Annotated in this window: 15 protein-coding genes; 4 read left to right on the top strand and 11 right to left on the bottom strand. The window is 69.1% G+C overall.

Annotation, left to right across the window (positions count from 1 at the left end):
• Window positions 1–22 precede the first annotated feature (22 nt).
• The 3 genes from E9536_RS21965 to E9536_RS21955 all read right to left on the bottom strand — a co-directional run bounded on the left by E9536_RS21965 (window position 23) and on the right by E9536_RS21955 (window position 1,068).
• Window positions 23–334, bottom strand: coding sequence for a hypothetical protein (locus tag E9536_RS21965; protein WP_027792521.1), 312 nt, complete (start codon window positions 332–334; stop codon window positions 23–25).
• Window positions 331–579 carry a hypothetical protein gene (locus E9536_RS21960; RefSeq protein WP_124840292.1) on the bottom strand — a complete coding sequence of 83 codons (249 nt, stop codon included), beginning with the start codon at window positions 577–579 and terminating at the stop codon, window positions 331–333. The genes E9536_RS21965 and E9536_RS21960 overlap by 4 nt, the downstream gene beginning before the upstream one ends.
• Before the next feature lie 183 nt (window positions 580–762).
• Window positions 763–1,068: a hypothetical protein gene (locus tag E9536_RS21955; RefSeq protein WP_027792520.1), complete on the bottom strand. Its 306-nt coding sequence runs from the start codon at window positions 1,066–1,068 to the stop codon at window positions 763–765.
• Window positions 1,069–1,217: 149 nt separating this feature from the next.
• Between E9536_RS21955 and E9536_RS21950 the strand changes: the two genes are divergently transcribed.
• From E9536_RS21950 to E9536_RS21940, 3 genes are all read left to right on the top strand, one after another.
• Entirely contained in the window at window positions 1,218–1,475 is a 258-nt protein-coding gene (locus E9536_RS21950) for a hypothetical protein (protein ID WP_027792519.1), read from the top strand.
• 89 nt (window positions 1,476–1,564) lie between these two features.
• The gene (locus E9536_RS21945; RefSeq protein WP_027792518.1) at window positions 1,565–1,996 is read left to right on the top strand and encodes a CBS domain-containing protein; all 432 of its coding nucleotides are present in this window, start codon (window positions 1,565–1,567) and stop codon (window positions 1,994–1,996) included.
• 88 nt (window positions 1,997–2,084) lie between these two features.
• Window positions 2,085–2,567 carry a PRC-barrel domain-containing protein gene (locus tag E9536_RS21940; RefSeq protein ID WP_059693369.1) on the top strand — a complete coding sequence of 161 codons (483 nt, stop codon included), beginning with the start codon at window positions 2,085–2,087 and terminating at the stop codon, window positions 2,565–2,567.
• 320 nt (window positions 2,568–2,887) lie between these two features.
• Here E9536_RS21940 and E9536_RS21935 read toward each other — a convergent pair whose 3' ends face one another.
• From E9536_RS21935 to E9536_RS21900, 8 genes are all read right to left on the bottom strand, one after another.
• A complete protein-coding gene (locus tag E9536_RS21935; RefSeq protein WP_021161236.1) occupies window positions 2,888–3,496 on the bottom strand; it encodes a DUF892 family protein in 609 nt (202 codons plus the stop codon).
• A 56-nt stretch (window positions 3,497–3,552) separates the two neighbouring features.
• On the bottom strand, window positions 3,553–4,158 hold the full coding sequence (locus E9536_RS21930; protein WP_136470632.1) for a DUF4142 domain-containing protein: 606 nt from the start codon (window positions 4,156–4,158) through the stop codon (window positions 3,553–3,555).
• Between the two features lie 173 nt (window positions 4,159–4,331).
• Complete coding sequence (locus E9536_RS21925) at window positions 4,332–4,898, bottom strand: hypothetical protein (protein ID WP_136470631.1); 567 nt, start codon at window positions 4,896–4,898, stop codon at window positions 4,332–4,334.
• A gap of 61 nt (window positions 4,899–4,959) precedes the next feature.
• Window positions 4,960–5,259 carry a DUF2795 domain-containing protein gene (locus tag E9536_RS21920; RefSeq protein WP_027792513.1) on the bottom strand — a complete coding sequence of 100 codons (300 nt, stop codon included), beginning with the start codon at window positions 5,257–5,259 and terminating at the stop codon, window positions 4,960–4,962.
• A gap of 34 nt (window positions 5,260–5,293) precedes the next feature.
• Complete coding sequence (locus tag E9536_RS21915) at window positions 5,294–6,322, bottom strand: SDR family oxidoreductase (RefSeq protein WP_136470630.1); 1,029 nt, start codon at window positions 6,320–6,322, stop codon at window positions 5,294–5,296.
• A 24-nt stretch (window positions 6,323–6,346) separates the two neighbouring features.
• Window positions 6,347–6,763 carry a BON domain-containing protein gene (locus E9536_RS21910; RefSeq protein ID WP_136470629.1) on the bottom strand — a complete coding sequence of 139 codons (417 nt, stop codon included), beginning with the start codon at window positions 6,761–6,763 and terminating at the stop codon, window positions 6,347–6,349.
• Between the two features lie 534 nt (window positions 6,764–7,297).
• Entirely contained in the window at window positions 7,298–9,607 is a 2,310-nt protein-coding gene (locus E9536_RS21905; RefSeq protein ID WP_119338826.1) for an ATP-binding protein, read from the bottom strand.
• Window positions 9,608–9,832: 225 nt separating this feature from the next.
• Entirely contained in the window at window positions 9,833–11,200 is a 1,368-nt protein-coding gene (locus E9536_RS21900) for a sigma-54 dependent transcriptional regulator (protein ID WP_027792509.1), read from the bottom strand.
• A gap of 350 nt (window positions 11,201–11,550) precedes the next feature.
• Between E9536_RS21900 and E9536_RS21895 the strand changes: the two genes are divergently transcribed.
• Window positions 11,551–12,600 (top strand): sigma-54 dependent transcriptional regulator, encoded by a 1,050-nt coding sequence (locus E9536_RS21895; protein WP_136470628.1) that lies wholly within the window; start codon window positions 11,551–11,553, stop codon window positions 12,598–12,600.
• Window positions 12,601–12,715 lie beyond the last annotated feature (115 nt).

Below are 12,715 nucleotides of genomic sequence, written 5' to 3'. Positions count from 1 at the left end.
ATACCTCCGTTGGATCGATGGCTCAGAGCCGGTTGAAATGGAAATCGCCGGCATAGGCGGTCGGCGTGCGGCGCGCCATCATCGTGTCGAATTCGGCCGCGACACGCGCGAGCGTGCCGCGCTGCCTTTCGATGCCGGCCCGCTCGAGCGCGGCGAATGCGTCGGCGTCGAACGACACCGACAGCGACGCCGGATGGCCGTCGACGCGAAAGCCGATATGCAACGCACCGGCCGGCCGCTCCTCGATGTGGAACGGCATCGCGCGCGCTTCGAAATGGCGGCCGAGCGTCTCGGCGATCTCGCGCAGCACGCCGGGTTTCACGCGGACGCTCATCGCCGCGCCTGCGCATGCAGTCGCCCTGTCCCGCCGACCGACGGCGCATGCACGGGCGGCTGCCGCGACGGCGGTTCGCGCTCGGGCGGCGCGGTCCCGGGCGGATCGCCTGCCGGTTGCCGGTGCGGTTCGGGCACGTCGGGCGGCAAGTCGTCGGGATCGGGGTCGTCGGGATCCGGCTCGAGGTCGGGGAACGGCGGGATGGGCCGCTGCAGCCATTGGGCGGGATCGTGTTTCATCGGCATTCCATCGGGGCGGGTTCGGATCGGCATCGTGTGCGGCGGTCGTGACTGGATACGGAAGTCCCGCAATGCGCATGCCGTCCGGTCGCGACGCCCGCATGCGGGCGCCGGCGCGAACACGCGCGGCCCCATGCGACGCGTCGTGCCTTCGCTACACCGCTCGCTGCAAATCTTTCAAGCACGTCGTTATGCGTCGTACGCGGCCATCACGAGCCACAGCTCGCGGCCGTTGTCCTTCACGCACGCCGCCAGCGCATACGAATCGGACGGCTCGCACGCGCGCTGCAGCGCGAAACGCGCCGGTTCGGTCGAACCGAACGTCTCGTCGCCCAACGGCCGCACGTCGGCCTTGCCCTCGAACATCCGGCGCTCGGGCCGGTAGATCAGCGGTTCGTGTTTCCATTCGTTGAAATGGCTCTTCACCGAATCGAATCCGCCGCCGCATACGTTGATCTCATAACGCACGCCTGGTCGTCGTTTCGGAATCGTCATCGTGCCTCCGCTCGAAATGCGCACGGCAGGCACCGGTCGGGCCGCGCGTCGTCATCGCAGTCGATACGGCAAGTCGTGTGCCGCGTCCTCGAGCCGGGCACGGCCGTTGCGGCAATCCCGGCTCCTCGTCACCGATACGGAGCCTCGCGATGAAGGATTCGACCCGGCCCGGCCACGACGCGCCGGCCCACGAGCGGCATCCCGATCCGACGCCGCCGCTGAAGCACCAGGACCGCACGCGCACGCGCCATTCGGAACGCCATATCGACAAGCAGCTCGAGGACACGTTTCCGGCAAGCGACCCGCCGGCGACCGGCGGCGTCACGCGGATCGAACCGGACACGCCGCCCGGCACGCACGACGAAGGGCCGTGGCGGAGCCCGCGCGAACGCGACGACGGCGCGTGACGTACCCAAGCGAACCGCGCGTGCAGGAAGGCACGCGGCTTGCGGACTCCACCGACGAATTCGCCATCCCCACCTGCAAGGAGGAAGTCATGCATCGCGTCAACGAAATCATGTCGCAGGACGTCGTGCGCATCGCGCCGACCGACTCGATCCGTCATGCCGCGCAACTGATGGAGCGCTACGACATCGGCGCGCTGCCCGTGTGCGACAACAACCGGCTGATCGGGATGGTGACGGACCGCGATCTCGCGGTGCGCGCGATCTCGGCCGGCAAGCCGCCGGAAACGCGGGTCCACGAAGTCGCATCGGGCCCGATCGAATGGTGCTTCGACGACGATTCGCTCGACGAGATCCAGCACTACATGGCCGACGCGCAGCTGCGCCGCCTGCCCGTCGTCGATCACGACAAACGACTGGTCGGCATGCTGTCGCTCGCGGACATCGCGACGCGCTCGGCCGGCCCGGCGCGCGACGACGTCGCGAACACGCTCGAAGGCGTGTCGCAACCGAAGCAGACGTGACGGCGCGATCCTTGCGCCGCACGATACCCGCGCGACCCGCAGGGCCCGCCCCGGGCACCGTCGCGCCCCACGCAGCCTGGAGGAAACCATGCACACTTCCGATCAAGGTCAGACCCGCATCATCGGCAAGGGCGCCGCAACGGCGGCCGGCCCCGGCCCCGACGTGATGGCGGCCGATACGCTGGAAGGCGACAAGGTCTATACGACCGACGGCGACGACGTCGGCAAGATCAAGGACATCATGCTCGACGTACGCTCAGGCCGCGTCGCCTACGCGGTGCTGTCGAGCGGCGGCATCCTCGGCATCGGCGACAAGCTGCACGCCATTCCGTGGAGCGCGCTCACGCTCGACACCGAACGCAAATGCTTCCTGCTGTCGGTGTCGTCCGAGCGCATCCGCAACGCGCCGGGGTTCGACAAGGACCACTGGCCGGCGATGGCCGATCCGCAATGGGCCGAGCCGCTGCACGAGTTCTACGGCAGCGCGCCGTACTGGAGCGGCGGCGACGAACTCGGGCTGACCGACCCGACCGAGGAACTGAACGATCCGCGCGCGCGCGACCGTCACTGATCGCGCGACGATGGGGCGCCGGTTCGCCGGCGCCATCCGCTTTCCTTTCTACACGCCCCGCTCGCGCGGGGCGTCTTTTTTGCAAGCGGGGACGGCGGAAGGTGAGGTGCGTTGCGTGCGTTCAGTGCGCTACGGCACCGCTCCGATCGCGCTGGAGACCACGCGCGATGCCGGGCGGCGGCCGGATCGTCGCCAGGGTCGGGTTGCATCGCGCCGCTCCTTTCTCCTGTCGCCGGAACCGATCGCCATGCAGCTCGCGGCTGCCTTCATCGGGCGCCGCAACCGGGAGCGGCAACGCCCCGGCTGCGGCCCCGTTGCCGTCACATCATCTTGCCGCGCGAGCGTTCGGCGCGCGCCGCCTCCGCCGCCGATTCGACCTTCTTCACTTCCTCCGGCGGCGGCAGCACGGCCTTGAAGCCCATCGACTCGATCCACATCTCGCGCGCCCAGCCGCGCGTGTGATACAGGTGGTGATCCTCGTCGGCCTCGACCTCGTCATGCGCGTCCTTCAATGTCTTCGCCGCATCGCCCGACAACTGGTCGGCCGCGTAGCCGATCAGCTCCCAGTTCAGGTGGTCCTTGGTCTCGGCGAGCACCACGCATTCCGCCGCGACGACCTGCGCGACGGCCGGATCGGCCTGCTTCCGCGCCTGCTCGATCACGTGGACCAGCGCCTTGCCGGTGGCCGCGACCGCGCTGCGTCCGGGCGACTGCGCATCGGGGTCCATGCCTAACGTCTCGAACACCTTGCGCAGCACTTCCTGGTGATGCAGCGTCTCGCGGTGGTACTTCTCCCATTCCTTGTGCAGATCGCCGTCGGTCGCGCACTGCAGCGCGGCCTCGTAGAGCTTCGCGCCGCCAAGCTCGGTTTCGTATGCCTGACAGAGCAATTCGCGGATGCCTTCGTGTTTCGGTTGCCGATGGGCCATGACTGCCTCTCCGAAAAAAACGGGCCGCGCGCGGCCCGGGGATGAACGGGCACGCGTCACCGCGCGCCCACCTTGCGTTCGAGCGCCTGCGCCATGCTCAGGTGATGCCTGAGCGTCGGCAGCGTGGCGCTCGCGAATTCGCGCAGCTGCGGGTCCCTGCCGTCGCGCGCCTCGCCTTCGAACAGCGCGACGGCCTTGCGGTGTGCGTCGGGGCCGACCGCCGCGACATACGCGACGTCGAAGTCGCGGCCGTTCTTGCCGCGCAGCGCCTCGACGTCGGGGTCTGAAATCTGTTCGACCTGCGGCTTCATGCCCTTGCGCGCGGCAAGCTCGGTGAGCCGTGCATTCGCCTTGCCGTGATCGCTCACCATCTGCTTCGCGAAAACGCGCACGTCCGGCGACTGCGCCTGCTTCAGCGCGAGCTGGCTGGCCTGCACCTCGGCCTTGCCGGCGATCGCGGCCTTGTCGATGAACTCCGCGTCACCGCCTTGCGGCGCCTTCGCGATCCGCGCGTCGCCCGCGCCCGACGACGGATCGATCACGCCGCCCGGCACATGCGAATTCGATGCGGGCGGCTCGCTCGGCGCCTGCGCGCCGGCGAGCCCCGATACGGCGAGCACGCCCGCGGCAAGCGCCGCGGTCGTCCAGTTCGGATGTTTCATCTGCCTTCTCCTTGCACTTGCGTGGAAGCGGCCGCCGATGCCCACCGACGGCCACCGATCGCCTTCAGCCGCCGACGATCGAGCCGCCGTTCGGGTGCAGCGTCTGCCCCGTCATGTCGCTCGCGCCGTCCGCCACGGGCGCGGCCTCGCCGGCCAGCCTGCCGCTGCCCACGTCACCGGCCGCGTCGTCGTGCGGCTTCGTCCGGCCGGCGCACCGGATCGAAATCGCGCCACTTGCCGTCCTGCCAGTCGCCGTCGACGCGCTCGATCGACTTCGCGCCCGTCGCACGCAGCACGTCTTCCGCCGTGGCGGCCGTCTCAGGCGTCACATGCGCGGCGAGGATCACGCCCGTCTCGCTTCGTGCAAGCGTGCCCTTGCCTTCGTCCTGCTCGCCGCGCATCCGGCCGAGCGCACCGCCCAGCGCGCCGAGGTACGCGCCGGCCAGTGCGCCCGCCGCCGGCACGAACCAGTAGCGCACGCCCACCGCATAGACGGCCACCCCGACAACGGCGCCGATCAGCAACCCGCGCATCGCGCCGACCATCGCGCCGCGCCCGCCGGGTTTCGCCGCCGTGTCGGCGTAGACGTCGCCGCCGATCGGAAAGCGCGCGTGCTGGCCGCCCGGGTTCAGGAAGAAAATCGACACGTCGTCCGTGCCGAACGCGCGCTCGTAAAGGCTGCGCGCCCCGCTCTCGGCTTCATCGAACGTCGTGAAGCGGCCTGCGACGATCATCGCCATGCTCGTGCTCCTTGTCGCGGTACGCCGCGCGCGAGCGCGCACGGCACGGTGGCGGCACGGCTCACATCAGCCGCCCGAGCTCCTTCGACACCGATGCCGGCGTGTCGTATTCGCGATCGGGAATGCGCGTGAGCATGTCGAGCACGTCGTGGGCCGCATGCGAGCGTTGCGCGCATTCGACGATGGTCGCCTTGCTCGCCGGGTAGTCCATCCCCTTCAGCGCCTTCTGCACGTCGACCGGGCCCGGCGGCTTGCCGTGGCCGGTCTGGTGCCCGCCCTTGTCGTGGTCCTGCTGCGCGCGCTCGCCTTCGTGCGCGCGGGCGCGGCTGAGTTCATGGCCCGTGTGTTGTCGGGATGTCATCGAAACCTCCTTGATCGAATGAACGGAAACGGAATCACGCGGACCCGCGGCGCGCACGCGCGAGCGCGGCGAACACGAGCGCCGCCGCGCCGAGCGCGACCGCGCCTGCCATCTTCGGCCGCTGCACCACCGTGTTGTATGCACAGCTGCGCAGCACGGGGCCGTCCATCCCTTCGCGCTCGTGCAGCGCATGACGCGAGTCGTACAGCGCGTTGTCGTCGCGCGGGCGCGCGGGCCGCACCGTGCGCTGGCCGCGCGAGAACAGCGTGGCCGCGACACGGTCGAACAGGCGCGGCGCGTGATACGCGCTTGCCGACGTCAGCTTCGCGGCACCGCCGACGAACAGCGTGCGGCGCGGATGGGCGGCCGCGAACAGGATCGCGTCGGCCACGAGGTCGGGGTCGTAGATCGGCGGCGGCAGCCTCGCCTCGACGTTCATGTAGTTCTTCGCGTGCATCACGAACATCGTGTCGATCGCGGCCGGCTTGATCAGCGTGACCGACACCGGCAGGTGGTCCGATTCCATCTCGAGCCGCAGCGAATCGGTGAAGCCCTTCACCGCGTGCTTCGACGCGGCGTACGCGCTTTGCAGCGGCACCGGCGCATCGGATGCTTCGCTGCCCATGTTGACGATCGCGCCGCCGTGGAAATCGCGCTTGCGGCGGAAGTGATCGGCCGCGACGAGCGAGCCGTGCACGACGCCCCAGTAGTTGGTCTCGAACAGGCGGCGCTGATCCTCGAGCGGCACCGCGGCCGCCGTGCCGAAGATCGACACGCCCGCGTTGTTGACCCAGGTGTCGAAGCCGCCGTAGGTGTCCGCCGCCTTCGCGGCCGCGCGCTGCACGTCCTCGAGGTTCGCGACGTCGCCGGCGACCGGCACCGCGAGGCCGCCGTGCTGGCTGATTTCCTCGCACAACGTGTTCAGCGCGCCCTCGTTGCGCGCGAACAGCACGAGCTTCGCGCCGCGCCGAGCGGCCTTGCGCGCGGTGACGAGACCGATGCCGCTCGTCGCGCCGGTGATCACGATCGTCTGCTCGCCGACCGGTTTGAGCATGCAGTTCATGACGGAACTCCTGTAGCGGCAACGTTACTTGGCCCGGATGGTCAGCTGGTCGCGCACGTCCTGCACGCCGTCCACCTGCTTCACGACGCCGACGGCCTGCGTGCGCTGCTGTTCGTCGGGCACGCTGCCGGTGAGCATCACGATGCCGTGCCGCGTCTTCACGTGGATGTCGCCTGACGACAGGCCGCTCGTGCCGACAAGCTCGGCCTTCACCTTGGTCGTGATCGTCGCGTCGCGGATCTTCCTGCCGGCCGTCGAATGCGACGACGTGGATGACGTCGACGATGTGGACGACGCGGCGCTGTCGTCGCCGGCGGCGAACACGTCCGGCACGGCCGTGACGCAGGCGCTAGCCGCGACGATCGCGATCGCCATGCCGACACGCTTCGCGCGATGGCGGCGGATGTGCAGGGAGCGGGCTTGCAGCTGGAATACCTTCATCGTGACCTCCTTTCGTCGAGCCGGCACGGCCGGCGGGCGGACATCACGGGCGCAAACCGCGTGCCGCGGCCGCATCGCCGGTTGCAGGCGGCAATCGCCGGCCGGACGCGCTTTCGTCCAATGCGTTGTAATTTTTTCGACATGGCGGCTGGCGGTTTCCCCCGCAACGGCGCGGGTATGCCGCTTGCCGACAGGCAGCCACGGCGGCCCGTTTGCGCGGGCCGGACCTCGGGGGCATCGCCCGGCGAGGAGGCGCGTCGATCAGTGAACACGTATCGCGGTTGCGGGGAGCCGGCGGTGTGGACGCGGGCGGGCGGAGGATTCAAGTTGCGGACGTCGCAAAGCAATCCGTGGAGCGCGACATCGGCCACGATGCCCGTGGCGAACTCGCGCACGGCAACGTAAACATTCAATGGAGGACTGCGAGATAAAACGCGGGTTCGTCGACGGCAGCGCCATCTTTCCCGGTTCACATTCGTGCGAGAGGCACGTGACTACCGGCGCCCTCGACGTCAAGCAACCGCGGCCAGCGCGTCAGTCGTCGCGCTTCGTCGCGTGCGCGATCTTGTGCACCAGTTCGCGCACGTCGACCGGCTTGCACAAATAGCCGTCGAACCCGGCCTCCAGCGCACGGCGCTGGTCGGCAAGGCCGGCATGCGCGGTGACCGCGAGCACGCAAACGTCGGGCGGCCCGCTGTCGCCGTTCGTCGCCCCGTGCCGCAACGCATCGAGCAGCCAGAAGCCGTCGCCGTCCGGCATCGCGAGATCGGACAGCACGACGGTCGGCCGCAAGTCGGCGGCGACCGCGAGCGCCTCGCGGCCCGACGACGCGATCGCGACCGACGCGCCGAACGTGGTCAGCGCGGCCGTGAGGCTCGCCCGCGTCGTCGCATCGTCGTCGACGATCAGTATCCGCTGCGCATCGAGCACGAGCGGCTCGCGCTGCCCGCCCGCCTGCGCGAGCCCCCACGCCATCGCGCCGACCGGCTGCCAGCCGGCCGGCAGCGTCACCGTGAAGGTCGTGCCGCGATTGCGGCCCGCACTCACGACGGTCACGCGGCCGCCGTGCAACTCGGCGATATGCCGCACGATGGACAGGCCGAGACCGAGGCCGCGTCGCGACGACGCAGGCGAATCGTCCGCGCGGCGAAACATGTCGAAGACGTACGGCAGGAACTCCTGCGCGACACCCTGCCCCGTATCGGTCACGGTCAGGATCACCCGCGCGTTGTCGCGCGCGAGCCCGACCGTCACGTTGCCGCCGTCCGGCGTGAACTTCAGCGCATTCGAGATGAGGTTCGACAACATCTGCCGCAATCGCTCGGCGTCACCCGACACGATGCACGACGAGGTCTCGCAATCGAATTCGAGCTCGATGCCGGCCAATGACGCGGCCGTCTGGAACGCGCCGACCGAATCGGAGAACAGCCGCACGATGTCGACCGGCGTCGCGTCGAGGCGCAGCTTGCCGGTCGCGAGCGACGACGCATCGAGAATGTCGCCGACCATCCGCGTGAGCGAACGCGCGCTGCGGTCGATGGCATCGATCGCCTGGTTCTGCAGCGCCTGGTCGCCGGAATTGCGCAGCACCTCGACCCAGCCATAGATCACGTTCAGCGGTGTGCGCAACTCGTGCGATACCGTCGCCAGCAGCTCGTCCTTCAGCCGGTTCGACGTATCGGCCTGGTCGCGTGCGTCGCGCGCCCCCCGCAGCGAGCGCTGCGCGCGGAGGTCGCGCCGGCGCTGCGCACCGGTTTCGCGCAGCGTCAGCGACAGCGCGACGCATTCGCGTGCCTCGCCCCGTACCGGGCACGCCGACACGGTCGCGCGAAAACGCCGGCCGTCGCGCCGCACGCACAGCAGTTCGAGCGGCCCGACCGGATCGCGCATCGCTTCGAAGGATTCGGCCAGCGGATTGCGCCGCAACCAGCGCATGGCGATCAGCGAGTCGAACATGCGGCCGCGCGCGTCGGCCTCGTCGTAACCGAAGATTCGCTGCGCGGCCGGATTCCAGCTGGCAATGCGGCCGTTCGCGTCGATGCCGACGATTGCGTCCGGCGATGCGTCGACCACCGCGCGTTGCAAGCGCGACGCGTCGACGCGTGCGCGATCCGCGCCGGCATCGCGCAGCAGCAGCACCGCGCCGTCGAGGTTGCCGTCCGGATCGCCGAGCGGCGCGGCAACCTCGACGATCGGCACCGGATCGCCGGTGCCGTCACGCTGCAGCCAGTGCCGGTCGGACACCGCGTCCGCGCCATCGAGCGCGCGATCGAGCGGCGTCGTCTGCACGCGGCGGCCGTCACGATCGACGATCCGCAGCACGTCGCGCACCGGCCGCCCCGCCGCGTCGCCAGGCCGGCAGCCGGCGAGTTCGGCCGCCGCCGCGTTGATATAGGTCAGCCGCCCTTTCGTGTCGACCGCGATCACGCCGTGCGGCAGCGCACTCAGCACGGCTTCGAGCTGCCGGCGTAAAGCCGCCTCGTGTCGGCGCGCGCGATCGTTCGTGATCCGTGTCTGTCGCAACATCGACGCGATCGCGCAAACGAGCGCACCGATCAGGATGAAGGTGCCGAGCTGCACGAGCCGCTCGGGCAGCGGCGCCGGATAGGCGGCCGGATCGGACAGGAACAGGGTCCACACGAGCAGCCCGCTGACGACGGTCGACACGATCCCGAACAGGAACGACGTCGCCCACGCGGCGCCTGCGAGCAGCGGGTAGTACATCACGAACGGCAGGTTCACGCCGCCGAAGCGGATCGCGAGCACCTGCAGCACGGTCGCGATCGCGACCAGCATCGCGGCCGTCGCGTAGTTTCCGGCCTGCCGCCGGGGAAGATCGATCATCGGACACGCTCCTGCGGGGCCGGCCGACGGCCGCGACCCCGGACACCGCCGACCGGCACGACGCGCGACGGCCGGCCGGAACCGGCCGTGCAGCCGCCCGCCACGGGATGATTCACGCGACGGCCGCGCCGGCGCGCGGGCTCGTCTCGCCGCATCCCGGCGATGCCGTCGCCGGTTGCGCACGCGTGATGCGGAAACGGGAGCATGAGTGTGATCGCGACGGCATCAGGAGTCCGGCTTCTCCGTTTCGTCTTCCAGTTGCGCGAGCCGGTTGTAGATCGTTTTCAGGCTGACGTCGAGCACTTCGGCCGCCTGCGCCTTCACGCCGCCGCACTGCGCGATCGTGCCGAGGATCAGCTTGCGGTCGACTTCCTCGAGCGGCGTGCCGAACGGCACCGTCACGCGATCCTCGTGCGAATCGACCATGCTGGACAGCTCCTCCATGATCGGCGGCGGCAGCGTGTCGATCACGTCGGCGTCGGTGAAGATGCTCGCGCGCTGCACGAAGTTGCGCAGTTCGCGTACATTGCCGGGCCATTCGTAGGTCTTCAGCGCCTCGCGCGCGGCCGGCGCAAAGCGCAGGTTGCGGCCGCTTTCCTCGTTGTAGTGCTGCAAGAATGCATCGGCGAGCATCGGGATGTCGTCGCCGCGCTCGCGCAGCGACGGCAGCGGAATCGGAAACACGTTGATCCGGTGAAACAGGTCGGGCCGCAGCTTGCCGTCGGCCATCGCGGCTTCCGGATCACGGTTCGTCGCGGCGACGATGCGCACGTCGACGTCGATCTCGCGCGTCGAGCCGAGCCGCGTGAGGCGCCCCGTCTCGAGCACGCGCAGCAGCTTCACCTGCGATTCGAGCGGCATCTCGGTGATCTCGTCGAGAAACAGCGTGCCGCCGTCCGCGCGTTCGAAGAAGCCCTTGTGCTGGCGCTCCGCGCCGGTAAAGCTGCCGCGGTCGTGGCCGAACATCTCGCTCTCGACGAGGTTCGCGGCGATCGCACCGCAGTTCACCGCGAGGAACGGGCCGCGGCGGCGCAAGCTCAGGTCGTGCACGGTCTGCGCGGCAAGCTCCTTGCCGGTGCCCGATTCGCCGGTGAGCAACACCGACGCCTCGGTGCGCGCGACGCGCCCGATCGCATCGTAGACGGCCTGCATCGCGGGCGAGCTGCCGAGCATGCGGCCGAAACGGCCGAGGCGCTGCAGTTCCGAGCGCAGCTCCGCGATTTCCTCGTGCAGCGCGGTCGTGCGCGGCACGCGCGCGAAGATGCTGTTCAGCCGCTGCATGTTCAGCGGCTTCACCAGATAGTCGGTCGCGCCGCGCCGCAATGCGTCGATCGCGGTTTCGAGGCTCGCATGGCCGGTGGTCAGCACCATCTCGCAATGCGCGCGCTTGGGCAACGCGTCGAACAAGTCCATCCCGTTGCCGTCGGGCAGTACGAGATCGCACAGCACGAGATCGGGGGTATGCGTCGACACGAGCGCGCGTGCTTCCTCCAGCGTCGCGGCGGTATCGCAGGCGAGTTGCTGCGTTCGCGCGAGCGTCGCCAGCATCGTGCGCGTATCGGCATCGTCTTCGACGATCAGGACGTAGGGCATCGAAGCTCCTCGTGATGCGAGCCGGTGCAAGTGTCGACCGGACATCGCGACAGATGTGCAGCGCATCGCACGCCGCCAGGCACGAGGCAATGCATTCCACGCTGCAGCGAATGAACTGGCAGGCGATGCTGCCATGACGAAGGAATCGCTTAGCAGTATAGAAGAGCGACGTCGCGCATCGGCCCTTCATCGAATAAATCTATCCGCCCGCGCGGCATGCATTGCGAGATTCAATGCGGCCGCGGCGACATAACACGTATGCTTTGCGCATGAATAACGGCGCATAACGTGTCGTTTTTTCGTGTGCCTGGGTCATAGTCGGTCAAATCTTCCCCATTCGATATCACGTCATGTCGAAATCCGTCGATGACGGCAAGCGTCTGTCCGGACGCTCGCGTTCGATCCAGACCCTGTTGACGAAGGTGTCGCGCGTGGCCGCGACACGCATCAGCGTATTGATCGTCGGAGAAAGCGGCGCGGGCAAGGACATCGTCGCGCGGCTGTTGCACGACTTGAGCCCGCGCCGGCGCGGGCCATTCGTCCCCGTGAACTGCGGCGCGATCCCGCCCGATATCGCGGAGTCGCAGTTGTTCGGGCACGAGAAAGGCAGCTTCACCGGTGCGATCGCCCAGCATGTCGGCATGTTCGAAGCCGCTCGCGGCGGCACGCTGTTTCTCGACGAAATCGCCGAGATGCCGGCCGAACTGCAGGTCAAGCTGCTGCGCACGCTCGAATCGAATACGATCGTCCGCGTCGGCGGTCACGAGCCGATTCCGCTCGACGTGCGTATCGTCGCGGCCACCCATCACGATCCCGTCGAGGCCGTGCGCAGCGGCCGGCTGCGCGAGGACCTGTTCTACCGGATCGCGCCGGTCGCGCTGCACGTGCCCGCGCTCAGGCAGCGCGAGGACGACGTCGACGACATCGCGCTGCAGATCGTCGAGCGGCTGAATGCGCGGCACCGCACGCGCAAGCGGCTGTCGATGCAGGCGATGAAGGCGCTGCGCGCGTATTCGTGGCCCGGCAACGTGCGCGAGCTGCGCAATGCGCTCGAGCGCGCCTTCATCCTCGCCGACGAGCAGATCGACCTGCAGTTGCCGCGCCGGCTGCAGCCGCGCGACGACGTGCGCCACAACGCGATGACGCTGCATTTCGGCACGACGCTCGCGCATACGCAGCAGCGTTTCATCGTCGCGTCGCTGCGGCATTTCAACGGCGACAAGCCGCGCACCGCGAAAGCGCTCGGCATCAGCCTGAAGACGCTGTACAACCGTCTCGCGCTGCTGCCCGAGCATGAACGCAATGCGGCGAACGGCGGCGCCGCGACGAACGCCGCCGGGTCCGCGAATGCGACCGGCGCAACCGACACGACCAGCCCGTCGAACGCGACGCCCCCGTAAACGCGGCCCGTCACGCTGCCACGTCGTCGCACGGTGCGCGACCCGGCCGCGCGTGAACCGATCGATACCGGAACACGCGCCCGCGTCAGGCCGTGCGGGTTGTCGTCATGCGCAC

This window comes from Burkholderia sp. LS-044 (assembly GCF_004803625.1).
Taxonomy (GTDB): domain Bacteria; phylum Pseudomonadota; class Gammaproteobacteria; order Burkholderiales; family Burkholderiaceae; genus Burkholderia; species Burkholderia cepacia.
Note: the sequence above shows the minus strand (reverse complement) of the source record. Positions and strands in the feature narration are given on the sequence as shown.